This window comes from Hassallia byssoidea VB512170 (assembly GCF_000817785.2).
Taxonomy (GTDB): Bacteria; Cyanobacteriota; Cyanobacteriia; order Cyanobacteriales; family Nostocaceae; genus Hassallia; species Hassallia carrinoi.
Genome location: NZ_JTCM02000008.1, coordinates 56,285 through 79,613 on the forward strand (window position 1 = coordinate 56,285; position 23,329 = coordinate 79,613).

The window sequence follows — 23,329 nt, forward strand, 5'->3', positions numbered from 1 at the left end:
AAGGAGCTAAAAAAAACCATGAATAACAACGAACAAAACGACGATACCATCTATCTTGTAGTAGTCAATCATGAAGAACAATATTCAATTTGGGCTAAATGGAAAAAAGAACTGCCATTAGGATGGAAAGCTGTAGGCAAAGAAGGCACAAAAGATGAATGTTTAGCCTACATCGAAGAAGTGTGGACTGATATGCGTCCGTTAAGTTTGCGTCAAGCTATGCAAGAAACTTCAACTTGAATAATTACGTAGTAAGCACTTCAGTGCTTTATTGAGCGCTGAAGCGCTCACTACAATTTAAATTTATGAGCAAAATTCCAAAGATAATCCATCAGATTTTTTTTCTCGGAGAAGCAGCGGTACCTGAAAACTATCAGCGTTATCACCAAACCGTTTTGAAGCATCATCCGAATTGGGAACACCGATTTTGGGATGAAGCACAATGCCATAAATTTATGGAAGAGAATTATTCCTGGTTTCTACCAGTATATGATTCTTATCCTCATAAAATTCAGCGTTGCGATGCCATACGCTATTTCATCCTCCATCATTATGGGGGATTTTATATTGATATGGATATTGAATGCCTCAAACCAATTGACGATTTGCTAGAAGATTTTGAAATTGTTCTCTCAAAACTGGTTTGCTTCAGCAATGCGATTATGGGTAGTATTCCCGGACACCCTCTTTGGCTAAATGTGTTTGATGAATTAATAAAACGTAAAGATAATCCAGCCGAAAACACAAATAACTTTTTTAAGAATAGTATGCCTTATTATGTGGGCTACAGTACTGGTCCAATTTTATTGAATGATTGCGTAGTGGCAGGTCAATTTCACGAAAGCAATACAGTTCGTGTTTGTCCGGGATACATTTTTGAACCGGGTGCGCCAATGGAAATTAACGGTAAAATTTTCAAAGGTAAGCTAACGTCAGAGTCTTATACCATACACCACATGACCACATCTTGGCTTCCTGCTCACCACCAGATAACCAGAGTTATATTCGATATTTTTTTACAACCCTACTGGATGTTTCGCTCTTTACGTTCGTAGAGGATACATGTTAAAGGAAGAAGGGAAAAGGGTTTTTTTAAGTAGTCCAGTAGGGTGTGTTATGCCGTAGGCTAACGCACCAAAACATAATCGATGGTGCGATCTTACGTTCCGTCTAACACACCCTACAAATACTAAAAGATATAAATTAAGGTATAAATTTTAGTAATTTTTTCTATTAGGTTATGTTGCTAGTTTGATGTAAGTTATCAACTTGTGTTTAGAGATACTCAACAAGTCTCTATGAAGCAAATATGTAGCAATCTAAAAAGCTCATAGCTAACAGAAGTTTTTGACTTCGCAGTTATCGTCAAAGAAGCGATAAACATCAACTATGAAACGTGAAACCCTAGCAGAATTAGTTGCTCGTACTGTAATTGAGTTTGAGAAACGCGAGGCACTGCTACAAAAACAACAAGAGTCGGTACAACAGCAACAACAGGACAAACCTAAACCCCGCAAGTCCAAAGCTGCCTAGCCTAATATAAATGCAGCAATTTGACCGCAGTAACTTTGTTGCCATCTACCGTTATTTTTTTTATGCACCCTTTAAGTAAAGCTTGTTTATCTTGCGGTTCTAAACTTTGCCAATACCTCTGATTTGAAAATGCGACAACAATCCGTTCTTTGGCAATTAGGTATTGTTTAGAAGTGTCGCTTGTGGTAGCGATCGCATCTGCAATCTGCTTTAAAATATCTTCCTTCGCTTTTTCAATCGCTGGATTTGATGGTAAAGCATCGAGGGTATTCAAAGATGCCCGCAGAATCTTAACTTCTGCGGGTTCTTCTGTCACTTGAACTTCTTGCTCTACTAGTGCTGCTAACCTTTCAGCTTCTCGTACCAGCCATTCGATAACTTGCTTTTCTAGTTCATCATTAGAAATCATCCGCTTGTTCTGGCAAGCTCCAGTCCGGTAAAAACTGCATTGGTAATGATGGCGAATTAGTCCGGTACGTTTTACCAACTTTTTTGATTGGCGACTGTAAGCAGCTCCACAATGAGCGCATTTAACTAGGTTAGCAAATACGTTGGTGTATTTTTGTTCGTTTGCCCAGCGATTATTGCGATTTTCTCGAATCATCGTTTTTACCCGCTCGTGTTCCTCACGGGTAATAATAATTTCATCGTGAGTTTCCCAGGCAACCTCCCACTCATCAAAGGGCTTGCGATGCCCTCCGCTGTACTGGACTGTATCATATGCCGTTCCCCCTGCATAGATGGGATTCACCAACTGCGATCGCAAACCAGAAACTGACCATTTCAATCCGGTGTGCGGATAACGCAGATTTAGTCCAGAACCACGAGTTTTATTAATATTTTCAATCGCTATTTCTTCTACTCCAAGTACATTATTTCTGTTATATTTTGATTTTGAAACTGCCTGAGCCTGAATTCCAAAAATATCATGCAATTGTCTGACTGTCTCTGACACTGTACCCACACTAAAAAAAATATCAAACACAAATCGCGCCAATTGCGAAACATTCATTTCTGACTTATTCGCAATTAAGCAAACGCACGGACGGTTATCTTTGACGTACTTCTGTCCATCTGTTATATACCCCAATGGTGCGTTCCAGTGCGGCTTTTTATTCACCTTGCGAGTTTCGCGTTCCTTTTTTACCCGCATCGCTAACATTTTCACCTCATACTTCGCTGCTGCTAACCGCACATCAATTGTTAGTTCTCCACCAATACTCGACATCTCAAACGGCTCATCAATTGCTGTCGGTTGAATACCCTTTTTCTTTAAAGCATCCATCAACCGATAAAACATTATTGATGACGACGTTAAACGGTCGATGCGGATAAATAACAACTTTGAGACTTTACCAAATGCGTTAGCGTCCACATCCGAAATCAACTGCAAAAGACCTTTGCGCTTATCACTAGTACGACTCTCGACATCGTAATATATTTTCGTGGCTCCAGCACTCCGCAAACGGCGCATCTGTTTAATTAACGCCCCTTCATCCTCCGCTTGTTCTTCAGTCGATACCCTCGCATAAGCCCAAACTTCCATATACCGCACCTCACAGCAATATATAGATTTTACCTGATAGTGAGCGCATTGGTTCTTTGCTGTTCACCGAACCCGTAGACTTGCTCATCGGTAACTCCTACGGTAAGTACCTGTGGCGCGATTGCAAAGTTCCCCTGGTTCGTATCGGCTATCCAATTATGGATCGTCACCACATGCACCGTTACGCCACCGTTGGTTATCAAGGCATCATCAACTTGCTCAACTGGGTTGTTAACACCGTGTTCGAGGACATCGATCACAACACCAACATTCCTTCCAAGACCGATATTTCTTACGACTTAATTCGTTAGAAATTTCATCTTCGCGTGCCACAAAAGGAAAAGGAGTAAGGTGACTGGGTAGTGGGTAGTGGGTAGTGGTTAGTAGTTAGTAGTTAGTGGTTATTAGTACTGTTTTCCAACTAACAACGCTCCAACTAACAACTCCCATTACCCAATCCCTAGTACCGATTTTTCCTTTTTCCTTTTAGCTGTTTCTTGAGGTTTCTATTATGAAATCTATAACTCCCGCTCACGAACACAATCACACTCACGCTCATCCCCACCCTAATTTACGTCCACCCAAATATAAGAAACCCGGCTCATTTGATATTCTATCTCCTTTGCGCCGGATGGTGGATAACGCTCAAATTAAAAATGCTCGCATCGCTCATCTAATCTGCACAATCATTCCTTGCTGTTGCCCATTTGAGCGAAGCATAAACTTATTTGGACGGACTTTACACATCCCCCCAATGTGCAAACTTAATCCTTTATACGATGAGTTTGTCGGATTGCGTTTCCGTGCCTTAGCTTATCTTACTGATGTATGTGGCGAAGATGTCACAAAATATATTTGTTAATAGTTAGTGGATAGTGGGAATTTGAAGAGGGGAAAGGGGAAAGGGGAAAGGCGAAGAATTATTACCAATGCCCAATGCCCAGTGCCCAATGCCCAGTGCCCAATGCCCACTAACAAACAACAACGCTCCACCCAACAATTAACTACTTACAACTTCCATCCAGCGCGAGGAATGAAATGAAAATTACCCAAGGCAAAATTAACGAGCTGCTCAGTGAAACCGGATGCGAACATAATAGCCAGAAACATGGAGAAAAGAAAAATAAATCTTGCACGCAACAAGCACAACCAGGAGCAGCTCAAGGGGGATGCGCTTTTGATGGTGCAATGATTGCCCTAGTGCCAATTACTGATGCTGCTCATTTAGTCCACGGTCCTATAGCCTGCGCTGGTAATTCTTGGGGAAGTCGTGGTAGTCTCTCTAGTGGTCCTCAGCTTTACAAAATGGGTTTCACCACCGATTTAAGCGAAAATGATGTTATCTTCGGTGGCGAAAAGAAGCTCTACAAAGCCATTTTGGAATTGCAACAACGCTACAACCCGACGGCGATATTTGTCTATACTACTTGTGTCCCCGCTTTAACCGGCGATGATATCGATGCAGTTTGCAAAGCTGCGGCTGAAAAAACAGGAAAGCCTGTTGTCCCCGTAGTTTCCCCAGGATTCATTGGTAGCAAAAATCTCGGTAATCGCTTTGGCGGAGAAGCTTTATTAGAATACGTTGTTGGTACTCGCGAACCTGAGTATACAACGCCACTAGACATTAATCTCATCGGTGAGTACAACATCGCTGGGGAAATGTGGCCTGTTCTGAAATTATTTGAAAAACTCGGCATCCGCGTTTTGTCGAAAATCACTGGTGATGCTCGTTACGAAGAAGTTTGTCACGCTCACCGCGCCAAGCTGAATGTGATGATTTGCTCGAAAGCGTTGCTCAACATGGCGAGAAAGATGGAGGAGCGCTACGGCATTCCTTACATTGAAGAGTCTTTCTACGGTGTAGATGACATGAACCGCTGTTTGCGGAATGTTGCCGAAAAGCTGGGAGATGAAGATTTAAAACAACGCACCGAAAAGCTGATCGCTGAAGAAACTGCCGCTCTAGATTTGGCACTAGCTCCTTACCGCGCTCGACTCAAAGGCAAGCGAGTTGTCCTTTATACCGGAGGCGTAAAGAGTTGGTCGATTATCTCCGCAGCGAAAGACTTGGGTATAGAAGTTGTTGCTACCAGTACTAGAAAGAGTACGGAAGAAGACAAAGCCCGAATCAGAAAGTTGATCGGTAACGATGGCATCATGATGGAAAAGGGCAACGCCAAAGAACTGCTGAAATTAGTTAAAGATACGAAAGCTGATATGTTGATTGCGGGTGGTCGCAATCAATACACCGCTCTGAAAGCGCGGATTCCTTTCTTAGATATTAACCAAGAACGCCATCATCCTTACGCAGCTTATGTGGGGATGGTAGAGATGGCAAGAGAACTGTATGAAGCTCTCTACAGCCCTGTGTGGGAGCAAATCCGCAAACCTGCACCGTGGGAAGTACAGGAGCAGGGGGCAGGGAGCAGGGGGCAGGGAGCAGGGGGACAAGGGGGACAAGGAGGACAAGGGGGAATTTCTTCTGCTTCCCCAGCTTGCCCAGCTTCCCCAGCTCCCCCATCCCCCCCCTCTTGTACAGACGCGATTAATCGCGTCTCTACTCCCCTCTCCCCCTCGGCTTCATTGGAGGATAGCTAATGGCGATCGTTACTGTTCCTAACAAATCACTGACAGTTAATCCTTTGAAGCAAAGCCAAGCTTTGGGTGCGTCTTTAGCCTTTTTGGGCTTAAAGGGGACGATACCTTTATTCCACGGTTCCCAAGGCTGTACTGCTTTCGCGAAAGTTGTTTTGGTGCGACATTTCCGGGAAGCGATTCCCCTTGCGACGACAGCGATGACGGAAGTTACCACTATTTTGGGTGGTGAGGAAAATGTCGAACAGGCAATTCTGACGCTGGTGGAGAAGTCAAAGCCAGAAATTATCGGTTTATGTACTACTGGTTTGACGGAAACTAGAGGTGATGACATGGAGGGTTTCTTGAAGGAAATCCGCAAACGTCATCCAGAATTGGATCGTTTGGCGATAATTTTTGCCCCGACTCCAGATTTTAAAGGTGCGCTACAAGACGGTTTTGCTGCCGCAGTTGAAAGTATAGTTAGAGAAGTTCCCCAAGAAGGTAAGACCAAACCAGACCAAATTACGATTTTGGCGGGTTCTGCTTTCACACCAGGAGATATACAGGAAGTAAAAGAGATCGTCACTGCCTTTGGACTAAAGCCTATCTTTGTACCCGATCTTTCCGCTTCATTAGATGGTCACTTAGATGATTCTTATAGTGCGATAACAGGTGGTGGTACGACTCTGGCAGAATTGCGAGAAATAGGTAGTTCGGCGTTTACTTTAGCGCTGGGTGAGAGTATGAGGGGTGCAGCAGAGATTTTACAACAACGGTTTGCTATACCCTACGAGTTGTTTAGTGAACTGACTGGTTTGGAAGCGATGGACGAGTTTCTGCAAGCTTTGTCAGACCTTAGTGGTGTTAGTGTACCAGAAAAATATCGCCGCCAACGCCGTCAGTTACAAGATGCAATGTTGGATACGCACTTTTATTTTGGTGCGAAGCGTGTTTCTTTGGCGTTGGAACCGGATTTACTTTGGTCTATAGTGCGTTTTCTGCAATCGATGGGGACGCAAGTACATGCTGCGGTGACGACAACGCGATCGCCTTTATTAGAAAAACTCCCGGTCAAAAATGTAACTATCGGTGATTTGGAGGATTTTGAGGAATTAGCGGTAGGTTCTGATTTGCTAATGGGTAACTCTAATGTAAAGGCGATCGCTAAACGTCTCGATATTCCTCTTTATCGTCTGGGTATTCCCATTTATGACCGCTTGGGTAATGGTCAGTTTACCAAAGTTGGTTATCGAGGCACTATGCAGCTTTTGTTTGATATTGGCAATTTGTTTTTGGAGCTGGAAGAATCAAGGGTTATTGGTCATTAGACAAGGTGCATAAATCTTATTTTCTCACGCAGAGGCGCAGAGGCGCAAAGAAGACAAAATGAAAATTGCTTTCACGACTAATGATAGGGTTCATATTAATGCTCACTTTGGTTCGACAAAAGAAATTGATGTTTATGAAATCTCTGATGAGGGATATCAATTTGTCGAAACTCTCACGTTTGCTGGTGAGTTGAAAGAGGATGGAAATGAGGATAAGTTAACACCAAAGCTTGAGGCTTTAGCTGATTGTACGATTGTTTATGTGACGGCGATTGGTGGGAGTGCGGCAGCTCGATTGATCAAAAAACATGTGACACCAATTAAAGCGCGATCGGAAGAAGAAGAGATTGCTGAGGTGTTAAATAAGTTGGTAACAACTCTCAAAGGAAATCCTCCACCTTGGCTGCGTAAAGCCTTACAACAAAAAACCTCTAATTTTGAAGATGGGTTGGAAGAGGAAGCAACTGTATGACCGTAGATAATAGTGTTAATGGAACCGCTCAAAGCGATATTTTAAACGCACCTTTCCTGAAGACATTAATCAGCCAAATCCGGGGTCAAGATAGCTATGGATTTTACCGTAGTTGGTCGGATGAGTTGATTCTGAAACCTTTTGTTGTCACTAAACAAAAGAAGCGTGAAATCTCTCTTGAGGGTGAAGTAGATCCGGCAACTCAAGCCCGGATTATGGTATTTTTTCGAGCTATAGCTGCCAGTATTGAAAAAGAAACAAATCTCATTTCTCAAGTTGTGGTTGATTTGAACCATGAAGGATTTGGCTGGGTGCTAGTATTTTCTGGTCGTCTTTTGTTAGTGAAAAGAACTTTGCGAGATGCTCACCGCTTTGGTTTTGACTCTTTAGAAAAGTTAGCAGAAGAAGGAGAAAATCTAGTAGCAAAAGGTCTGGAATTAGCGAAAACTTTTCCGGAAGCTAGCAAGCTGTAAGAAGTTAGGTAGAGACGTTCCGCCGGAACGTCTGTACAGGAGCAGATCATCATTCATAACTTTTGTATAAAGGGAGATGCTTATGGCGCAAGTGGAAGAAACAAGTGTTGAGGAGCTAAAAACTCAAATTAAACGCCTCAATAGTAAAGCAGGTCAAATGAAGATGGATCTGCACGATTTAGCTGAGGGTTTACCCACAGATTACAAAACACTTATGGATGTTGCTGCAAGTACTTATGAAATATATCGTCAGTTAGATGAACTGAAACAACAAGTAAAGAAATTGGAGCAGCAAAAATGAATACCAATCTTGAACAATTCAATAAAATTGTCGATGCAGAGGAGTATTTTGAATTTTTCCAACTCCCCTACGACCAAAAATTTGTAAATGTGAATCGTTTGCATATTTTAAAAAAGTTCTCTCAATACATGAAGGAAATTGATAGCAATTCTCCTGATTTAAGTGTAGAAGATAGACTCAAGCAATATTGTGAAGCTTTGCAAAAAGCTTATCAGGTATTTGAGGAATCAACACCCCAAGAACAAAAGTTGTTCAAGGTGTTTAACGATAAGCCGAAAAATGTAGTCACGCTGACAGAAATCACGTCTGATTAGGAGGTAAAAATTGGTTAACCTGACGCCTACCGAGTTAGAACGTTACAGCCGCCAAATGATGCTCCCTAATTTTGGCGAACTGGCTCAGAAGCGCCTTAAGTCAGCGACGGTTCTGGTTACAGGTGTGGGGGGATTGGGCGGTACGGCAGCGCTTTATTTAGCAGTAGCGGGTGTCGGACGGCTAATCCTAGTCCGGGGTGGCGATCTGCGACTTGATGATATGAATCGTCAAGTTCTCATGACGGATGATTGGGTAGGTAAGCCAAGGGTATTCAAAGCACAGGAGACTTTGCAAGCCATTAATCCTGATGTCCAGATAGAAGCAGTTCATGATTATATCACCCCAGAAAATGTGGATTCGCTGGTGCAATCGGCAGATATGGCTCTCGATTGCGCTCACAATTTTACGGAGCGCAATTTGCTAAATGAAGCTTGCGTGCGCTGGCGCAAACCGATGGTGGAAGCGGCTATGGACGGTATGGAGGCTTATCTGACAACGATTATTCCTGGTGTGACTCCTTGTTTGTCTTGTCTGTTTCCGGAAAAACCTGATTGGGATCGCCGTGGTTTTTCTGTTATCGGTGCTGTTTCTGGGACATTGGCTTGTCTGACAGCACTGGAAGCTGTCAAGTTGATCACTGGGTTTAGTCAGCCTTTGTTGTCGCAATTGCTGACTATAGATTTTACCAGGATGGAGTTTGCCAAGCGCCGTTCTCAGCGCGATCGCTCTTGTGCGGTGTGTGGTAACAACGCACCCTGGCGATATGTGCAGTCTCAAGATATGGAAACTACCAGTATGGGGACTAGGGATTAGGTAATGGGTAATGGGTAATGGGGATTTGAAGAGGGGAAAGGGACTCATGGGAAAAGCCGAATTACCAATGCCCAATGCCCAATTCCCAATTCCCAATTCCCAATTCCCAATTCCCAATTCCCAATCCTTCCGCACCAAAGACATTTTATCAGAACAATTAATCGCAACTTATCAGGAGATTTGATGACTGTTACTTTGACAGAAAAAGCAGAATTTCGCCTGCGGTCATTTCTGGTCGGTTCTACACCCAGTAATAATGCAGTGGCGACTAAAGGTGTCCGTCTTTCTGTTAAAGATGGCGGTTGCAGTGGCTATGAGTATGCAATTGAAATCACCAGCAAACCACAACCAGATGATTTAGTGATTCAGCAAGGGGAGGTGCTGCTTTACGTTGATGCGAAAAGTGCGCCTTTATTAGAAGGTATAGTAATCGATTTCATCGACGGTGTGATGGAAAGCGGCTTTAAGTTTACCAATCCCAATGCAACTGGTAACTGCAATTGTGGCAAGTCATTTAAAGCTGGTGACTGTACGCCTAATGGTGTACCTTGCAGCTAAAACAATTCAAAATTCATTCATGATAAAACCCACATCTGATAATAATTTTAGATTGGGTAGTTTGGATTTTGAATCTTAAACAACTACACAAGTAGAGAGTTTTTACATTCCACTTTTGTGGAGTCATCAAACCTAATTGTATTAAAGTCTGAGGAGAATCACGAAATGGCTAGCTACCAAGTTAGATTAATCAACAAAAAGCAAGACCTTGATACAACAATTGAAATTGACGAAGAGACTACCATTTTAGACGCCGCAGAAGAAAATGGTATTGAGTTACCTTTCTCTTGTCACGCAGGTGCTTGCTCTAGTTGTGTTGGCAAAGTTGTTGAAGGTGAAATAGATCAATCTGACCAATCTTTCTTGGATGATGAGCAGATGGAGAAAGGATTCGCTCTACTTTGTGTTACCTATCCACGTTCTGATTGCACGATTCGCACTCATCAAGAACCATATCTCGTCTAAAGTGTTGATTAATTTTTAATTTCGCCTAATGTTGAAGTCGTAGCTTTATTAAAGCTATGACTTCTTAATTATATATATTTTTATTTTTAAATAGTTCGACTTAATTTGTAGTGAGCGCTTCAGCGCTCATAATTACGAGCGCTGAAGCGCTCACTACGTAATGTAAATGTTTATATTGTTGCGGGAGGGAGAGCAAGGAATTGTCACTTTCTGTAATAATCAGGACGAAATTATTTTAAAAAAACTGATATCAATGGAAGTGGTGCCAGGAACTATCATCACTTTAGAAGAGAAACTCCCCTCTTTTGCCATCAAGGTAGGAAACAGGCGCTGGCAAATAGATAAGGAAGTCGCTTGTGCTATTTATGTGCGTGTTGCTAATAGTGGCTGATTATGATGTTGCCTTTTATTCGCCCTGACTCTGAAAGCCGCTGGTATGAACGCTCGTCCGCAGAACATCGCGGACTGAAGAAGTGCAAGAGGGGAGTTTTAGCTATTAGGAAATAGCGGATATTTTCCACAATTGAGGAATTCGTGAACTTATGAATGGGACGACGGCGCAACGCCACTATCAAAATGTTTTACAAGTTTTTCAAGATTACTATCAGCTAACAAAGCCCCGGATTATTCCGCTGCTGTTGATTACTACGGCTGCTAGTATGGCGATCGCCTCTGCTGGAAAACTAGACCCGTTATTGCTGCTACTAACCATGATTGGTGGTACTTGTGCGACTGCTAGCGCTCAGACAATCAATTGTATCTACGATAGTGATATTGATTATCAAATGGAACGCACGCGCCATAGACCGGTGCCTTCTGGTCGCGTACAGCCATTACATGCTCTCATATTTGCGATCGCTCTGGCTTGTATTTCTTTCGCGGTGCTTGCAGTATTTGTCAATCTGCTAAGTGCTTTGTTAGCGATGTCTGGCATCGCCTTCTACGTGGGCGTTTACACGCATTTGCTCAAACGCCATACTCCCTACAATATCGTCATTGGCGGCGCAGCGGGTGCAATTCCGGCGTTGGTGGGTTGGGCAGCGGTGACAAATACCTTAAGCTGGACAGCATGGTTGATTTTTGCGATTGTGTTCTTATGGACACCTCCTCATTTTTGGGCATTGGCTTTAATGATCCGCGATGAATATGCCAAGGTGGGTGTGCCTATGTTGCCGGTGGTTACTGATAATATTGCCACGGCGCGTCAGATTTGGCGATACACTTTGGTAGTTATCCCCAGTACGTTTTTATTAATTTATCCTCTTCACGCTTCGGGGGTAATTTATGGTGCGATCGCCTTTATTTTAGGGGCGATATTTCTCAAAAAAGCTTGGGTGCTGTTGCAGAATCCAAATGATAAACAACTAGCGCGATCGCTTTTTCTCTACTCGATTCTCTACATGATGTTGCTGTGCGCTGCAATGGTAGTTGATAGTCTACCCCTCACCCATCATTTGATAGAAACAATTTTAGCCCTAGCGAATATAATTCGCGGCTAAACGAACTCCACCTACGTGGACTAATAGAAAATTGTGGCTTTGAAACCCGCGTAGGCGGGTTTTGTCTGTGTAGATGCGAATTTTATTCGCCCTTTTCATAACCCAAGAAAGGAGTAATTATGACTCAACAAAACAGCTTTAATTTGAGTGCAACTACAAGTCAATGGATGATAGCTAACAACTACGATCCAAAGAATTTAAATCAACAAGGTGAAAATGGCGATACGGCTTTGATGAAAGCGACCAGAGAAGGCGTTTACGCAGTAGTTGAAGAACTAATTAACGCCGGGGCTGATATTAATGCCACAAATAATGATAATAACAATGCTTTGTGGTTTGCTTGTTTTGGCAATCACTACGACTTAATTCGTTTATTGCTTGCTGCCAAAATTAACATCAACAACCAAAATGATAATGGTGCAACTGTTTTGATGTACGCAGCATCAGCCGGAAAAACAGAAGTTGTGAAGCTGCTTTTGCAATATCACCCCAATCTAGAGTTGAAAAACTTAGACGACTATAAAGCTGTAGATTTCGCTAGCAACGTAGACGTTTTAAGGATTCTGAAAAATGCAAGTAAATAAGATAACCGGGAAAGCATATCATGATGCTACCAAGCATTCTTACCTATCGGTGCAAATCGATCCAAATTATGTAGATTCGTCAACTCAACCGTCTTCCTTTAAATTTTATCCAAAGTTTTATCGCCGAATAAGTCTAGACTTTCTCAACAATTCTATCCATTCTTTTCTCTGGTTAACGAGTGCGATTACTCTGGAAAAGACGTATAAAAATACTGTCGATAAATTGCGAGTGAATCCATCAGCAGGTGCTTTATATCCTACTGAGATTTACGTGCAGATTCGCGGAATACAAGGAATAGTCGATGGAATCTATCATATAGAAGTTGAGAATAATTGTCTAGTACTTATCTATGAATTAATTGATGATGGATTAGAGGGTTATATTTTACCGAATAATCGTATCATCGGATTCATTTTTTTAATTAGTTGTGTTTATTATAGGTCTAGTTGGAAATATAAAGACAGGAGCATCAGGTATTGCTGGCTAGATAGCGGACACCATTTGGGTGCGATCGCTGCTTCAGCTTTTCTTCACGATAGAGATATACAACTAGTTTTCGATTTTGATAAACTCGCTCTCAATGCAGATTTAGGATTTGAGAATAAAGAGTTTATTACTGCTTGCGCGATTTCCGGAAATGTTCAAGATAAGAAAGTTCGACGCTTAAGGCTGAAAGTCCCTTTTGTTTGTGGAACTGATTATTTTGAACAGAATCAATTCATTGAGGAAGCTTATAAAGAAACAGCTTTGCAAAAAAGTTGTCAGCAAGAAATCAAGCATCCTCAATTAAGCTTTGACAAGGACAGATTTTCTCAAGCTGTTTGGAACAGACGCTCAATTAGGCGTTTTGAAAAACAGTTTATTTCCCAGGAACTTTATTTTAGTATTTTCCAGGAAATTAGGCAAGCAATACCGACAGAAAGTTTTGAATCAATCGAAATTTACGCGGTTGTCCATCGAGTCGAAGGAATCAAAGCAGGGTTATACAAAGGAACGCATTTAGTCAAGGAAGGTAACTTCAGTGAGAAGACAGGTTACTTGTGCGTTAATCAAGCGATCGCTTCATATGGTGCTGTAACTTGGTTTTTTGTTTCCAACTATACAAATTATCAAACTGCTATGCAAATTGCCGGATTTTTAGGACAAAGGCTGTATCTAGCAAGTAATTATTGGGGAATTCATTGTAGTGGAATTGGTGCTTATTATGACGATGAAACTCAGGAATTTCTTGAGACAGATAAAGATGTCCTTTACGCAATGGCAATTGGCATATAACTGGAAAAAATAAAGAGGCACAACTATGACAAACTATTTCTGGCAGAATGAAGATTCACGTCCAATCCAACCGACATCGGCAGATATTATACTGCGCCAGCAACTAGAGTATTCTATTAGCAAGTACTTTTATGAAGATTGCGATCGCTGTATTCAAAAATTATTATCTAGTTGTCGCTGGTATGTCACAACCCACGCTAATGCTTTGACTTTAGTAATTGAATGTCCAGACCAAGTTACTAACTGGCGTGTTTTACAAAAAATTGTGCCAATGGCGACATTGCTACATAAAATTGTCAGCAGTGCTAAAATTCGCGTTTGTCCTCCAGAAAGCGAGGGAATGCCTTTTGAAATGAGGGTAGATGAATTATCAGTTTACAAAGATTGGGCTTAACTGGATTTTGGATTTTGGATTTTGGATTTTGGATTAGTAGTTTTTTACCATTACCTATTACCCATTACCCATTACCCAATCCTCGATAATTGTGGTTAGTTCTGACAAAACAAAATCAGCAGAATCTTTGACAGTAGGACTTAATTCTAGTCCGAAGCCAAGATTTTCCGCTTCAATTAGGTAAACTGTCACCAATAAAGGAAAGTCATCTTTAAAGATTTTCCTACCAGCAGCTAAAGCATTATCCCAACGAAAATCGTGCAAGTTATAACTGGGTTCCGGTAAAGTTTCCAATTCTTTTCCAGGAACTTTAAACACTGCACCGGGTTCGGAATTCGTTGAACTTGCATCAATAATTATTAATTGTTTGCTACCTCGTGCTTGAAACATCACTTCCATCCCAGCGGTGCCACAGTCTAAAGATCGCACATCAGGATGAGGATGTTTGGTAAGATATTGCTGTAGGCGTTGAGCAATTATTACACCTACAGCATCGTCACTGCGGTTGAGATTACCGCAACCAATGATTGTGAGCATGGGGTGAGATCGAAATCTATTTTTATTGTTCGTGATACAATCCTGTAAGCAAGCTTTTTTTAAAAAAATGTTAGAAAATTGGCAGGTAATTGGAAGTACAACCACTTATGAAGATGCTTGGTTGAAAGTTCAAAGCGATCGCTGCTTAACGAGAAGTGGTAAGCTTATCGAACCTTATCATGTACTTCAATATCCTAGCTGGGTAAATGTAGTTGCACTAACTTCTAATGCAGAAATCTTGCTGATACGTCAGTACCGTCATGGAGTTGCAAAAATTCTCATGGAGTTACCATCTGGGGCAGTGGAGCGAAGCGATCAAAATCCTGAAGCTGCAATACGGCGGGAAGTTATGGAGGAAACAGGATTCAGCGGAGGTGAATTTTTTCAACTCGGCTGCACCTACGCCAACCCAGCTAATCAGAATAATTTAGTTTGGTCATTCCTTGCTGTCGGCGTACAGCCAACTCATGAATTGAAATTAGATTTTAATGAAGAAATTGAAGTTGTACGGGAAGATTTCAAGGAATTTCTAAAGCTAGTTTGGCAAGGTAATATACAACTACAAGGGTTGCATGTCGCTGCGCTTCATTTTGCCGTTTCCTTCATTCTCCAAAATCAGATGCCAATTCTGGGAAAATTACGTCAGGGATTAACAGATCAGCTATTCAGTTCCTCATAATAATGGCGATCGCTTTTATGCAGGCTTTCCCGATCAACAAAAGTTTTCATAAAGTAATCCTTCGCAATGGTGGCAATACTAACACAAACGCTCCGCCTCGTCTAGCAGGAGGCGGAGCCTCTGGATCTGCGTTCCCAGGCTGAGACTGGGAACGAGGGATGAGGGATAATGAAGCGGTTTATTTTGACAATTCTACATCATATTTTTTGGCAATTTGAGATAGTTTCTCAAACTGCTGTTGTGATGCTTGAGTTAAAATTGCTTCCGCTTTTTCTTGTTCGCTACCTTCTTTAGGAATTAAATACCTAATATAAAGTGAAACAAAATCGACTATAGCCGCTGTACCTGACAAAGCATGTTTATCAGCTTGCTTTCCGGCGATCGCTCCTGCTAAACCAGTTCTAATTGGGTCTGGTTTAACTTTCATAAATTGATCCACAAGTTGATAAATATAGTCTCCTGTGGGTAATTTATCTAACTTACTTCTATCTGGAGTAAGCTTATATCCCGCTTCTTTTGCTTGCTCTAGGACACACCATTCTGTAAACTCTTGCAGTGCTTCTTCCGGAAGATGAGAGAGATGGTTGTGTAATGCTAATTCAGTCACAAAAATACCCGTGTAAATTTCAATGTTTTCTCGTTTTTTTGTTCTCAGTCAGAGACTGAGAACGATCGCCTAAGCAGTACGGAAACGCGCCAATTCTTCGCCTGTTTTCGCATCGTGAGCGTGAACGGTGCAAACTAAGCAAGAATCAAACGATCGCGCAACATGTCCCACTTCCACCGGATCGGTAGGATCGAAAATCGGTGTTCCTACCAAAGCTTCTTCAATCGGTCCCTTGATTCCTTCGCCGTCGCGGGGTCCAATATTCCAGGTGCTGGGAGCCATGATTTGATAATTCTTAATCTTGCCTCCTTCAATATCCACCCAGTGACACAGCGCTCCCCGCGAGGCTTCGGTTGCACCCCAGCCACGTCCGTCTTTTTCTTGGGGTTTGATATACCAAGGATCGTTTAACTTAAATTCGCGCAAACAGTGTTCGGCTTGGCGATATAACTTGACAATTTCGTGAACTCGTGCTAGCTGACGTAGATGGATGCTCGCACCGCCCATGTACTTGAATGCATCTAAAATGAATCCGTCATGGTGTTGCCAAGATTCGCCATGTTTGCCACCGGCGACTAACTGACGCGCTAGGGGTCCTGCTTCCAAACGTCCAAATTGTGCGTGGCTGACAGCACTAGACCAAGAATAAGCGTTGTCAAAGTCTTTGGTATTTTTTTGGCTTGGTTTGGTCGTGCGATCGAAGGGGTGAACGTCTGCCGTCCCTTCATCATACCAGGAACGAATTGTATTTTCGCGGGTAAAGCTTTGATCCATCAAAACATGAGTATCGGTGAAGCTGTTATACACACCACTCTTCATAATTGTGGCAGCATTTCGCCCTTCAATTGTCGGTTTTTGGTATCTATCTTCGTGAGGTAAATATCCCCAAGTAACATATTTACCAACACCAACACCATACTTATCCAAACCGATTTCTAAACCCATTCGCCAATAAAAACCTAAGTCAGAATTTGCATGATTTGGGTTTTCATCTAGCCACGCCATGAAGTCATCATAAGTCTTAATTTGTTCATAACGTTCTAAAGAACAACCTAACCAAACTGGTTCTAACCAATTAGTGCGGAAATATTCCAAAATTGACCAGGCGCGGGTAACATCTGTTAAGGTCGGGGCGCACATCACCCCACCAGGAACCATATAACTAGAATGGGGCCATTGTCCCCCAAATAAAGCATAAATTTCTACAGGTTTGCTAGAAATTGTGATGCCTATTTCATACGATTTACCTGTGAAAGCGGCAAAGCGTCTGCAAGCTTCTTCATAAAAGCGGCTGTTCTGATACTTTTTGTTAGTCAAATCGATAGCAAATAGACCATAAAAGTAACGCGGGATACTTTGAATTGTTTCGACAATTTGACCTAAATTTCTCGCTAAAATAGCATTGCGCGGAACTTCTGTTCCCCAAGCTGTATCTAATGCCCAAGCTGCGGAGGTAAGGTGAGAAGCACCGCAAATTCCACAAACGCGAGGTGTGACAATTAATCCGGCTTGGGGGTCTTTGCCGCGTAAAATAACTTCAAATCCTCGAAATAGTTCGGCATGAGTCCAGGCGTTTACTACCTGTCCATCATCGATTTCGACGCGCACATCTAAATCGCCTTCAACTCTCCCAATTGGGGAAATATCTAATGTTTTGATTGGCATTTTTTTCTCCTTTGTAGTAAGCACTTCAGTGCTTTTAAATGCTTATAAGCGCTGAAGCGCTGACTACGAACTAAACTGTAAAAAAGTCATCTTCTGCCCAAGCTGGGATTGAATCTTTTGCCACCATTGTTAATAAGGCGTAGTCTTTTTTATTGACTCCTGTAGGCAATTCTTTGGGAACTCCCATGACGGTTTGGGTTTTAAATACGGTTCCGGGTTTGAGGTCGTGGAAGGGAAATTCTGGTTCCGTACAACCTATACAAGGCATTCCAGCGCGGGTTTTGGATGAGACGCGATTCCATAAGATGCGGTTGCAGGAAGAATGTGTCATCGGACCGCGACAGCCTAAGTCGTAAAATAGGCATCCTTTGCGTTGACCAAATTCGGCGGTTGATGCTTTGTAAGCAAAATGAACGTTGCGAGTACAGCCTGTTTGGGTAAAACTCTTAAAGAAGGTTTCCGGACGATGCAGTTCATCTAAGCTGATGTCAGCGATTCTGCCTGTGGCGATCGCTACTAATATCTGCGTTATCCAGTCAGGGTGTGCGGGACATCCAGGTATGTTGATGACGGGTAATCCAGATAATGAATGAAAGTCTTTGCCTAAAAAGCCGCCTTTTTCACGTTTGAGAAATTGCAATCCTTGAGATTCGGTGGGGTTGGGTGACATTGCGGGTATTCCTCCCCAGGTGGCGCAGTCTCCCACGGCGACGACGAAGTTGGCGACTTTGGATAAATCGTTTAACCAGTCTTTCATCGGGCGATCGGCAAAACGATTCCATTCGCCGCTGCCGTTGGGGGCGTTGATTACTGTGCCTTCAAATACGAGAATATCTAGAGGAATTTTGCCGGAAATGCAATCCCACAGCATGTTCTGCAAGTTTGTGCCTAGTTCCAGCCCCAAGGATGGATGCCAAAGTATGTTGATGCCAAAGTCGGCAATTAAATCGCAAGCTGTGGGTTCCTCAGCGTTGAGAAATGACATGGTGTTGCCTGAACAAGCACCACCTTGCAGCCATAGTAAGTTAGTCATCAGTTATGTTGTCTATGTTGTTTACCATGCCTAATTCAGGCAACTAAAAAAGGAGAAAACATAAAAGATAAAGTATAAAAATTTTCCTGATTCATACTTCATGCTTTCGAGCAACTAAATTTGTCAGTCACCGCCTATTTGTAAACGTCTATTTTTCAATATTAGGTAGTTTTTGCCTCAGTTGTATGTGATTAAATAAGATTTTATTTTTTGTAATAGCCAAATACAATTCGATATTTTGAAAAAGTTCTCATTCAAACATATTTTTGAATTAAATAGTAATAAAATATAAAACGCATTCATCGCCTTAGTGACCATTTAAATACACCAAAATAGGGATGTAACCCATGCTATATAAGGTTAAGACTGAATAAAAATTAATTTGATGCCAATAAGAAATGTAATGCAGATATACCAAATTACTTTAAATTTATTAACTAATTTGCCAAAGCATATATAATCTTTGAGAAATACATAAATTAATATTTAATTTCTTTGACAATGAATAAAATAGAAAAATATTAAGATATACGGAAAATGTTTGAAAAGAACGTAAAAAATTGCAATTTTCCTCTATGCTTCTAACAATAGAGTGTTTTGTAGCTCCATAAAATTATCTAATTCAATGAAGGAGAATTGATTTTTTCTAAGTGTGAAAACAGTTGATAATTGAAATTGCGGCTTTTCCTCAGCCCAGAGAGAAAGTAACAGCCGTGGAAAAGGTGTAGATAAAGAGTGGTGAGGAGAGATCGGGAACAGCTTTGAATATCGGGGGAAAACACAAGGGTGCAATTTGTATAACCCTTGATTAGACGCGCAAGAACAAATGCGTCTCCATGTCTTGTGGGCGTTGAAAGATTCAATTCCCAAACCGAAGATAAAAGAGTGGTGATGACCCCTAATATTACAGATTCAGCTGTTAAAGCGGCGATTGCGGCGATCGCATCAGAATCAGCAACGACAGAAGAAAAAATCGAGATGCTGATTGAGATGGCGCAATCTTTTCAGAAACAGCCTAAAACAGCCCAAGATTTGCGGAATGCGGTTGGGTTGTATTATCGGGCGTATGAATTGTGCGCTGATGATTATCCTCTCCTCAAAGCCCGCGCTAAAGCGGGAATGGCACTTGGCTTACAGACAATTCCGGATGTAGGGTCACAATTGCTACTCCAAGCGAAAGCAGGTTATGAAGAAGCGCTGCCAATTTTGCAACAATTTGCCTCACCTGAGGAAGTAGCAGAAGTGCAGATGAATTTGGGGTTGGTGTTGCAGTCGTTGGTGCCATTTAATTTGGCGCGGACGACAGATAGCATCCAAGCTTATCACGAGGCTTTGCGGGTATTTACCTGGCAGGATTACCCACAAGAATATGCGATTTTATACAACAATATAGCGATCGCTTACCTTTCTATGCCCTTAGCATCAGAAAGAGAATACTTGCGTCAAGGCTTGGCTGTGCAGTCATTTGAGGTTGCATTGAAGCACATCAAGCTGATTGACCACCCCAGAGAATATGCGATGTTGCAGAATAACTTAGGCAACGCATTGCAATATTTAGCGAGTTCGCATCCACTAGAGAATATTTTACGAGCGATCGCTGCTTATGACGAGGCGTTAAAAGTGCGATCTGCTAAAGATACACCCTTAGAATACGCCAACACAATTTCTAACAAAGCTAATGCCCTATTCAACTTACCAGATGACCCAGAAAAAGCAGAAGCCGGGAATTATAAAAATCTGTTGCGAGTTCGTGATTACTATCAAGAAGCTAGGAAAATATTTCATCAGCACGAACAAATAGAACAAGCAGAAATTGTCACCCAAGCTTTGCAAGAAGTGGAAAGAGAAATAAATAGTTATGAGTCATGAGTTAGAAGTTATAAATTAATTTTTACTCATCACTTTATGAATGAGGAAGAAACAGAATGATAGATTTGTTGTCCAGCTTGGTGTCTGGTGATATTAACCTAATTACATCATTAATATGGCTAATAATAGCAGCCGGCTTATCTATAGTTGGGGGTGCGATCGGCGGCGTACTTTTAGCTGGCAAAGATTTAGGTTATGAATTAGCCGCGATGACTGGTGGACTATTAGGACCCGCTGGTGTGATTCCAGCCATATTTTTCGGATTAGTTGTACTGAATTTATTGAAAAATTAATCGGAGGCATAATGTTTGTACTAGGGTGGTATTCTATTAAGTTATTTTTTAAAGGAAAGCTAATACGCGATACAGCATATTTCATCAAGCAAACTTCAATAGGTTTAATTATCGGTTTGCTGTTATTGCTATCAACTGCACAATTGGAATTTCCTTTATGGCTATCAATAGTTACCTCTAGCTTATTTACTGGCGCAATCATGCCATTTTTACTGAAAGATTTTAAGATGAAGTGAGTTGTTAATTGTTGGTTGTTAGTTGTTAGTTGTTGGTTGTTGGTTGTTGGTTGTTGGTTATTGGTTATTGGTTGACGGTTAACAGCCAACAGTTATCGACTATCGACTAACCACTATCCACTAACCACTAACCACTAACCACTATCCACTATCTACTAACAACTATCCACCATCCACTATCCACTATCCACTATCCACTAAATAATGACCAAGCTTGAGGAATTAATTCAAGAAATTAACCGCTTTGAGGCAATTGTCGCTGAGTGGGATGAAAGCCAGCGCTGTGTAGTGGTGGGGCTGAAAAGGGCAATTGAAGCTTTACATAAAGTAGCTTTAATGCGGTTGATTAAAAGTTTAAAAAAAGAAGAATCAATTTCCGCTTTACGTGAGGCAGTAGATGATGAAGTGGTATACGGAGTGCTGCTGTATCACGAACTCGTAAAACCGCCAAAACCGCCTTTATCACAACGCATTCAAACAGCCATTGATGAAGTTCGTCCTAGCTTAAAAAGTCATAACGGTGATGTGGAATTAGTAGCAATTAAATTACCAGATACAGTTGAAGTCAGGTTCATCGGAACTTGCAGTCATTGTCCGTCTTCAACTTTGACTTTATCTCACGGAATTGAACAAGCTATTAAAAAATATTGTCCAGAAATTACCAAAGTTATCGCCGTCGAAAATAAACCTATTATTAATAGTGGTAATTCAGGTTTAACCAGTCCATTTTATCAAAATAGAAATCCTCCTTGGGTTAAGCTAACAACTGTTGATAAAGTTCCTGAATCTGGTGTATTGGCAGTTAATTTTGCAGGTAATTCGCTGATTTTACATCGTCAAGGTGTTAAGATAAGTTGTTACAAAAATGCTTGCGCTCACTTAGCTTTTCCTTTAGATAAGGGTACAATTGAAAATAATATTCTCACCTGTCCTTCTCACGGATTTCAGTACAGGTTAGATACAGGAGAATGTTTAACAGCACCCGATGTTTCTCTACAGTCGTATCCTGTAAAGATTAAAGGTGATAAAGTTTTTGTGCAACTACTATTGAAAATCTAAAATTGATGCATAGCCCAATTAAAATTACTCCCACATCAAAATTTAAGCGAGAAGCAACAGAAATTGCCCAAAGATTACCTCTCTGTTTTCATGGTGCAAAAGTAATTTTAGGTAATAGTATTGAATCAGAAACATTAGTGATACCTTTAGTACCTAGTGCTAAAGAAATGTTTGCGCCGCGTGGTGCATGTTTGCTATCTGAGACTGGTTCTTTGTGGGTGTCAGATACGGGACATCATCGCTTATTAGGATGGCGGAATTTACCCACCACAGATAATCAACCTGCTGATTGGGTAATTGGACAACCTGACTTTAATCATGAGGGACAAAATGCAAAAACTACACCAGGAAGGGCAACTTTAAGTGTCCCAACTGGGATTTGTGCTTGTGGGGAAGGTTTAGCAGTAGCGGATGCTTGGAATCACCGCGTTTTAATTTGGAAAAAGTTACCGGAAGATAATAATGTTCCGGCAGATTTGGTGTTAGGTCAAGCTAATTTTAACGACAACAAACCGAATCGGGGAAAGCAAGAAGCCGCCGCAAATACTTTAAACTGGTGTTATGGTGTTTGCTATTATCAAGGGAGATTGTTTGTTGCTGATACGGGAAATCGTCGGGTTTTAATTTGGAATGAATTACCGTCAGAAAATGGTCAACCAGCGGATTTAGTGTTGGGACAACCAGACATGCGATCGCGTAATGAAAATGGTGGCGCTAGTCCCTCAGCATCGAGTATGCGTTGGTGTCATGATATCACCATTTGGGGAGATAATTTAGTTATCACTGATGCGGGTAATAACCGGGTGATGATTTGGCAAGGAATTCCAACAGAAAATAATACTCCTTGTGCAGTTGTTTTGGGACAAAAAAGCTTTGATTTAGTCGAAATAAATCAGGGTGTTTATTTTCCTAATGCTAGTAGTTTAAGTATGCCTTATGGTGTGGCAGCTTGTGGTGATTGGTTGTTAGTTGCGGATACTGCTAATTCTCGGTTGTTGGGATGGAAAATGCCAGAATCAATTATATCTTTGCAAGGTGCTGTTGCTGATGCGATAGCTGGACAAATAGATTTTCAAAGTAAAGGTGAAAATCGCGATTTTGCATTGCCAAAACGAGATAGTTTAAATTGGTGTTATGGAATAAAAGTATGTGGCAATACTGCGGTAATAGCTGATTCGGGAAATAATAGAATTTTAATTTGGGAAATGGAAGTATAG

Annotated in this window: 29 protein-coding genes and 2 pseudogenes; 26 read left to right on the forward strand and 5 right to left on the reverse strand. The window is 41.5% G+C overall.

What is annotated here, in order from left to right; translation table 11 throughout:
• The first annotated feature begins 18 nt into the window (after positions 1–18).
• The 3 genes from PI95_RS06210 to PI95_RS35065 all read left to right on the forward strand — a co-directional run bounded on the left by PI95_RS06210 (position 19) and on the right by PI95_RS35065 (position 1,533).
• Positions 19–240: an MbtH family protein gene (locus PI95_RS06210; protein ID WP_039753380.1), complete on the forward strand. Its 222-nt coding sequence runs from the start codon at positions 19–21 to the stop codon at positions 238–240.
• Positions 241–305: 65 nt separating this feature from the next.
• Positions 306–1,055, forward strand: coding sequence for a glycosyltransferase family 32 protein (locus tag PI95_RS06215; protein WP_039753379.1), 750 nt, complete (start codon positions 306–308; stop codon positions 1,053–1,055).
• Between the two features lie 334 nt (positions 1,056–1,389).
• Positions 1,390–1,533, forward strand: coding sequence for a hypothetical protein (locus PI95_RS35065; protein WP_200819356.1), 144 nt, complete (start codon positions 1,390–1,392; stop codon positions 1,531–1,533).
• A 1-nt stretch (position 1,534) separates the two neighbouring features.
• Here the strand turns inward: PI95_RS35065 and xisF are convergent, their stop codons facing one another.
• Entirely contained in the window at positions 1,535–3,079 is a 1,545-nt protein-coding gene (gene xisF / locus PI95_RS06220; RefSeq protein ID WP_039753378.1) for a fdxN element excision recombinase XisF, read from the reverse strand.
• A 35-nt stretch (positions 3,080–3,114) separates the two neighbouring features.
• Here xisF and PI95_RS06225 point away from each other — a divergent pair.
• The 17 genes and pseudogenes from PI95_RS06225 to PI95_RS06305 all read left to right on the forward strand — a co-directional run.
• A pseudogene (locus tag PI95_RS06225) lies at positions 3,115–3,390 on the forward strand (nitrogenase component 1); the annotation flags it as partial.
• A 200-nt stretch (positions 3,391–3,590) separates the two neighbouring features.
• Positions 3,591–3,941, forward strand: a complete 351-nt coding sequence (locus PI95_RS06230; RefSeq protein WP_163518653.1) for a Mo-dependent nitrogenase C-terminal domain-containing protein — start codon at positions 3,591–3,593, stop codon at positions 3,939–3,941.
• A gap of 176 nt (positions 3,942–4,117) precedes the next feature.
• Positions 4,118–5,482, forward strand: a pseudogene (nifE, locus tag PI95_RS06235) (nitrogenase iron-molybdenum cofactor biosynthesis protein NifE); the annotation flags it as partial.
• A gap of 194 nt (positions 5,483–5,676) precedes the next feature.
• Entirely contained in the window at positions 5,677–6,984 is a 1,308-nt protein-coding gene (gene nifN / locus PI95_RS06240) for a nitrogenase iron-molybdenum cofactor biosynthesis protein NifN (RefSeq protein ID WP_039753375.1), read from the forward strand.
• Positions 6,985–7,042: 58 nt separating this feature from the next.
• Positions 7,043–7,456 (forward strand): nitrogen fixation protein NifX, encoded by a 414-nt coding sequence (gene nifX, locus PI95_RS06245; RefSeq protein ID WP_039753374.1) that lies wholly within the window; start codon positions 7,043–7,045, stop codon positions 7,454–7,456.
• On the forward strand, positions 7,453–7,929 hold the full coding sequence (locus PI95_RS06250; RefSeq protein WP_039753372.1) for a NifX-associated nitrogen fixation protein: 477 nt from the start codon (positions 7,453–7,455) through the stop codon (positions 7,927–7,929). The genes nifX and PI95_RS06250 overlap by 4 nt, the downstream gene beginning before the upstream one ends.
• A gap of 82 nt (positions 7,930–8,011) precedes the next feature.
• Positions 8,012–8,230 carry a CCE_0567 family metalloprotein gene (locus PI95_RS06255; RefSeq protein ID WP_039753371.1) on the forward strand — a complete coding sequence of 73 codons (219 nt, stop codon included), beginning with the start codon at positions 8,012–8,014 and terminating at the stop codon, positions 8,228–8,230.
• Positions 8,227–8,544: a nitrogenase-stabilizing/protective protein NifW gene (gene nifW, locus PI95_RS06260; protein WP_039753369.1), complete on the forward strand. Its 318-nt coding sequence runs from the start codon at positions 8,227–8,229 to the stop codon at positions 8,542–8,544. Before PI95_RS06255 ends, nifW begins: the two co-directional genes overlap by 4 nt.
• A gap of 10 nt (positions 8,545–8,554) precedes the next feature.
• Positions 8,555–9,358, forward strand: coding sequence for a HesA/MoeB/ThiF family protein (locus PI95_RS06265; RefSeq protein WP_039753366.1), 804 nt, complete (start codon positions 8,555–8,557; stop codon positions 9,356–9,358).
• Positions 9,359–9,368: 10 nt separating this feature from the next.
• Positions 9,369–9,542: a hypothetical protein gene (locus PI95_RS06270; RefSeq protein WP_163518655.1), complete on the forward strand. Its 174-nt coding sequence runs from the start codon at positions 9,369–9,371 to the stop codon at positions 9,540–9,542.
• Complete coding sequence (locus tag PI95_RS06275) at positions 9,542–9,916, forward strand: HesB/IscA family protein (RefSeq protein ID WP_039753364.1); 375 nt, start codon at positions 9,542–9,544, stop codon at positions 9,914–9,916. Before PI95_RS06270 ends, PI95_RS06275 begins: the two co-directional genes overlap by 1 nt.
• 165 nt (positions 9,917–10,081) lie before the next feature.
• Positions 10,082–10,381 carry a 2Fe-2S iron-sulfur cluster-binding protein gene (locus PI95_RS06280; RefSeq protein WP_039753363.1) on the forward strand — a complete coding sequence of 100 codons (300 nt, stop codon included), beginning with the start codon at positions 10,082–10,084 and terminating at the stop codon, positions 10,379–10,381.
• 166 nt (positions 10,382–10,547) lie between these two features.
• Positions 10,548–10,772 (forward strand): FeoA family protein, encoded by a 225-nt coding sequence (locus tag PI95_RS06285; RefSeq protein WP_039753361.1) that lies wholly within the window; start codon positions 10,548–10,550, stop codon positions 10,770–10,772.
• Between the two features lie 151 nt (positions 10,773–10,923).
• A complete protein-coding gene (locus PI95_RS06290) occupies positions 10,924–11,880 on the forward strand; it encodes a heme o synthase (protein WP_039753359.1) in 957 nt (318 codons plus the stop codon).
• A gap of 119 nt (positions 11,881–11,999) precedes the next feature.
• A complete protein-coding gene (locus PI95_RS06295) occupies positions 12,000–12,464 on the forward strand; it encodes an ankyrin repeat domain-containing protein (RefSeq protein WP_039753357.1) in 465 nt (154 codons plus the stop codon).
• The gene (locus tag PI95_RS06300) at positions 12,451–13,740 is read left to right on the forward strand and encodes a nitroreductase family protein (protein WP_039753356.1); all 1,290 of its coding nucleotides are present in this window, start codon (positions 12,451–12,453) and stop codon (positions 13,738–13,740) included. The genes PI95_RS06295 and PI95_RS06300 overlap by 14 nt, the downstream gene beginning before the upstream one ends.
• Positions 13,741–13,765: 25 nt before the next feature.
• Positions 13,766–14,134: a hypothetical protein gene (locus PI95_RS06305; RefSeq protein WP_029637445.1), complete on the forward strand. Its 369-nt coding sequence runs from the start codon at positions 13,766–13,768 to the stop codon at positions 14,132–14,134.
• A 57-nt stretch (positions 14,135–14,191) separates the two neighbouring features.
• On the opposite strand, the gene PI95_RS06310 is transcribed toward PI95_RS06305, so the two are convergent.
• Positions 14,192–14,671, reverse strand: coding sequence for a hydrogenase maturation protease (locus PI95_RS06310; RefSeq protein WP_039753354.1), 480 nt, complete (start codon positions 14,669–14,671; stop codon positions 14,192–14,194).
• A 67-nt stretch (positions 14,672–14,738) separates the two neighbouring features.
• Here PI95_RS06310 and PI95_RS06315 point away from each other — a divergent pair, with 67 nt between their 5' ends.
• On the forward strand, positions 14,739–15,350 hold the full coding sequence (locus tag PI95_RS06315; RefSeq protein ID WP_052325830.1) for an NUDIX hydrolase: 612 nt from the start codon (positions 14,739–14,741) through the stop codon (positions 15,348–15,350).
• A gap of 178 nt (positions 15,351–15,528) precedes the next feature.
• On the opposite strand, the gene PI95_RS06320 is transcribed toward PI95_RS06315, so the two are convergent.
• The 3 genes from PI95_RS06320 to PI95_RS06330 all read right to left on the reverse strand — a co-directional run bounded on the left by PI95_RS06320 (position 15,529) and on the right by PI95_RS06330 (position 18,655).
• On the reverse strand, positions 15,529–15,957 hold the full coding sequence (locus PI95_RS06320; protein WP_039753351.1) for a hypothetical protein: 429 nt from the start codon (positions 15,955–15,957) through the stop codon (positions 15,529–15,531).
• Between the two features lie 69 nt (positions 15,958–16,026).
• Positions 16,027–17,622, reverse strand: a complete 1,596-nt coding sequence (locus PI95_RS06325; RefSeq protein ID WP_039753350.1) for a nickel-dependent hydrogenase large subunit — start codon at positions 17,620–17,622, stop codon at positions 16,027–16,029.
• Between the two features lie 70 nt (positions 17,623–17,692).
• A complete protein-coding gene (locus PI95_RS06330; RefSeq protein ID WP_039753348.1) occupies positions 17,693–18,655 on the reverse strand; it encodes a hydrogenase small subunit in 963 nt (320 codons plus the stop codon).
• Between the two features lie 891 nt (positions 18,656–19,546).
• On the opposite strand from PI95_RS06330, the gene PI95_RS06335 reads away from it, so the two are divergent.
• The 5 genes from PI95_RS06335 to PI95_RS06355 all read left to right on the forward strand — a co-directional run bounded on the left by PI95_RS06335 (position 19,547) and on the right by PI95_RS06355 (position 23,329).
• On the forward strand, positions 19,547–20,524 hold the full coding sequence (locus PI95_RS06335) for a hypothetical protein (RefSeq protein ID WP_039753347.1): 978 nt from the start codon (positions 19,547–19,549) through the stop codon (positions 20,522–20,524).
• Positions 20,525–20,580: 56 nt separating this feature from the next.
• A complete protein-coding gene (locus PI95_RS06340; protein WP_039753346.1) occupies positions 20,581–20,817 on the forward strand; it encodes an asr0689 family protein in 237 nt (78 codons plus the stop codon).
• 11 nt (positions 20,818–20,828) lie between these two features.
• Positions 20,829–21,053 (forward strand): hypothetical protein, encoded by a 225-nt coding sequence (locus PI95_RS35640; RefSeq protein WP_039753344.1) that lies wholly within the window; start codon positions 20,829–20,831, stop codon positions 21,051–21,053.
• Between the two features lie 204 nt (positions 21,054–21,257).
• The gene (locus PI95_RS06350; protein WP_039753343.1) at positions 21,258–22,112 is read left to right on the forward strand and encodes a NifU family protein; all 855 of its coding nucleotides are present in this window, start codon (positions 21,258–21,260) and stop codon (positions 22,110–22,112) included.
• A 5-nt stretch (positions 22,113–22,117) separates the two neighbouring features.
• A complete protein-coding gene (locus PI95_RS06355; protein ID WP_039753341.1) occupies positions 22,118–23,329 on the forward strand; it encodes an NHL repeat-containing protein in 1,212 nt (403 codons plus the stop codon).

Coding starts and splice junctions, on each gene's coding strand:
- PI95_RS06350 (WP_039753343.1), top strand. CDS start 21,258: ATGACCAAGCTTGAGGAATTAATTCAAGAAATTAACCGCTTTGAGGCA.
- PI95_RS06215 (WP_039753379.1), top strand. CDS start 306: ATGAGCAAAATTCCAAAGATAATCCATCAGATTTTTTTTCTCGGAGAA.
- PI95_RS06255 (WP_039753371.1), top strand. CDS start 8,012: ATGGCGCAAGTGGAAGAAACAAGTGTTGAGGAGCTAAAAACTCAAATT.
- nifX (WP_039753374.1), top strand. CDS start 7,043: ATGAAAATTGCTTTCACGACTAATGATAGGGTTCATATTAATGCTCAC.
- PI95_RS06250 (WP_039753372.1), top strand. CDS start 7,453: ATGACCGTAGATAATAGTGTTAATGGAACCGCTCAAAGCGATATTTTA.
- PI95_RS06295 (WP_039753357.1), top strand. CDS start 12,000: ATGACTCAACAAAACAGCTTTAATTTGAGTGCAACTACAAGTCAATGG.
- PI95_RS06275 (WP_039753364.1), top strand. CDS start 9,542: ATGACTGTTACTTTGACAGAAAAAGCAGAATTTCGCCTGCGGTCATTT.
- PI95_RS06330 (WP_039753348.1), bottom strand. CDS start 18,655: ATGACTAACTTACTATGGCTGCAAGGTGGTGCTTGTTCAGGCAACACC.
- PI95_RS06230 (WP_163518653.1), top strand. CDS start 3,591: ATGAAATCTATAACTCCCGCTCACGAACACAATCACACTCACGCTCAT.
- PI95_RS06335 (WP_039753347.1), top strand. CDS start 19,547: ATGACCCCTAATATTACAGATTCAGCTGTTAAAGCGGCGATTGCGGCG.
- PI95_RS06325 (WP_039753350.1), bottom strand. CDS start 17,622: ATGCCAATCAAAACATTAGATATTTCCCCAATTGGGAGAGTTGAAGGC.
- nifN (WP_039753375.1), top strand. CDS start 5,677: ATGGCGATCGTTACTGTTCCTAACAAATCACTGACAGTTAATCCTTTG.
- PI95_RS35640 (WP_039753344.1), top strand. CDS start 20,829: ATGTTTGTACTAGGGTGGTATTCTATTAAGTTATTTTTTAAAGGAAAG.
- PI95_RS06280 (WP_039753363.1), top strand. CDS start 10,082: ATGGCTAGCTACCAAGTTAGATTAATCAACAAAAAGCAAGACCTTGAT.
- nifW (WP_039753369.1), top strand. CDS start 8,227: ATGAATACCAATCTTGAACAATTCAATAAAATTGTCGATGCAGAGGAG.
- PI95_RS06315 (WP_052325830.1), top strand. CDS start 14,739: ATGTTAGAAAATTGGCAGGTAATTGGAAGTACAACCACTTATGAAGAT.
- PI95_RS06285 (WP_039753361.1), top strand. CDS start 10,548: ATGTTTATATTGTTGCGGGAGGGAGAGCAAGGAATTGTCACTTTCTGT.
- PI95_RS06310 (WP_039753354.1), bottom strand. CDS start 14,671: ATGCTCACAATCATTGGTTGCGGTAATCTCAACCGCAGTGACGATGCT.
- PI95_RS06340 (WP_039753346.1), top strand. CDS start 20,581: ATGATAGATTTGTTGTCCAGCTTGGTGTCTGGTGATATTAACCTAATT.
- PI95_RS06305 (WP_029637445.1), top strand. CDS start 13,766: ATGACAAACTATTTCTGGCAGAATGAAGATTCACGTCCAATCCAACCG.
- PI95_RS35065 (WP_200819356.1), top strand. CDS start 1,390: ATGAAACGTGAAACCCTAGCAGAATTAGTTGCTCGTACTGTAATTGAG.
- PI95_RS06290 (WP_039753359.1), top strand. CDS start 10,924: ATGAATGGGACGACGGCGCAACGCCACTATCAAAATGTTTTACAAGTT.
- PI95_RS06355 (WP_039753341.1), top strand. CDS start 22,118: ATGCATAGCCCAATTAAAATTACTCCCACATCAAAATTTAAGCGAGAA.
- PI95_RS06270 (WP_163518655.1), top strand. CDS start 9,369: ATGGGTAATGGGGATTTGAAGAGGGGAAAGGGACTCATGGGAAAAGCC.
- PI95_RS06210 (WP_039753380.1), top strand. CDS start 19: ATGAATAACAACGAACAAAACGACGATACCATCTATCTTGTAGTAGTC.
- PI95_RS06300 (WP_039753356.1), top strand. CDS start 12,451: ATGCAAGTAAATAAGATAACCGGGAAAGCATATCATGATGCTACCAAG.
- xisF (WP_039753378.1), bottom strand. CDS start 3,079: ATGGAAGTTTGGGCTTATGCGAGGGTATCGACTGAAGAACAAGCGGAG.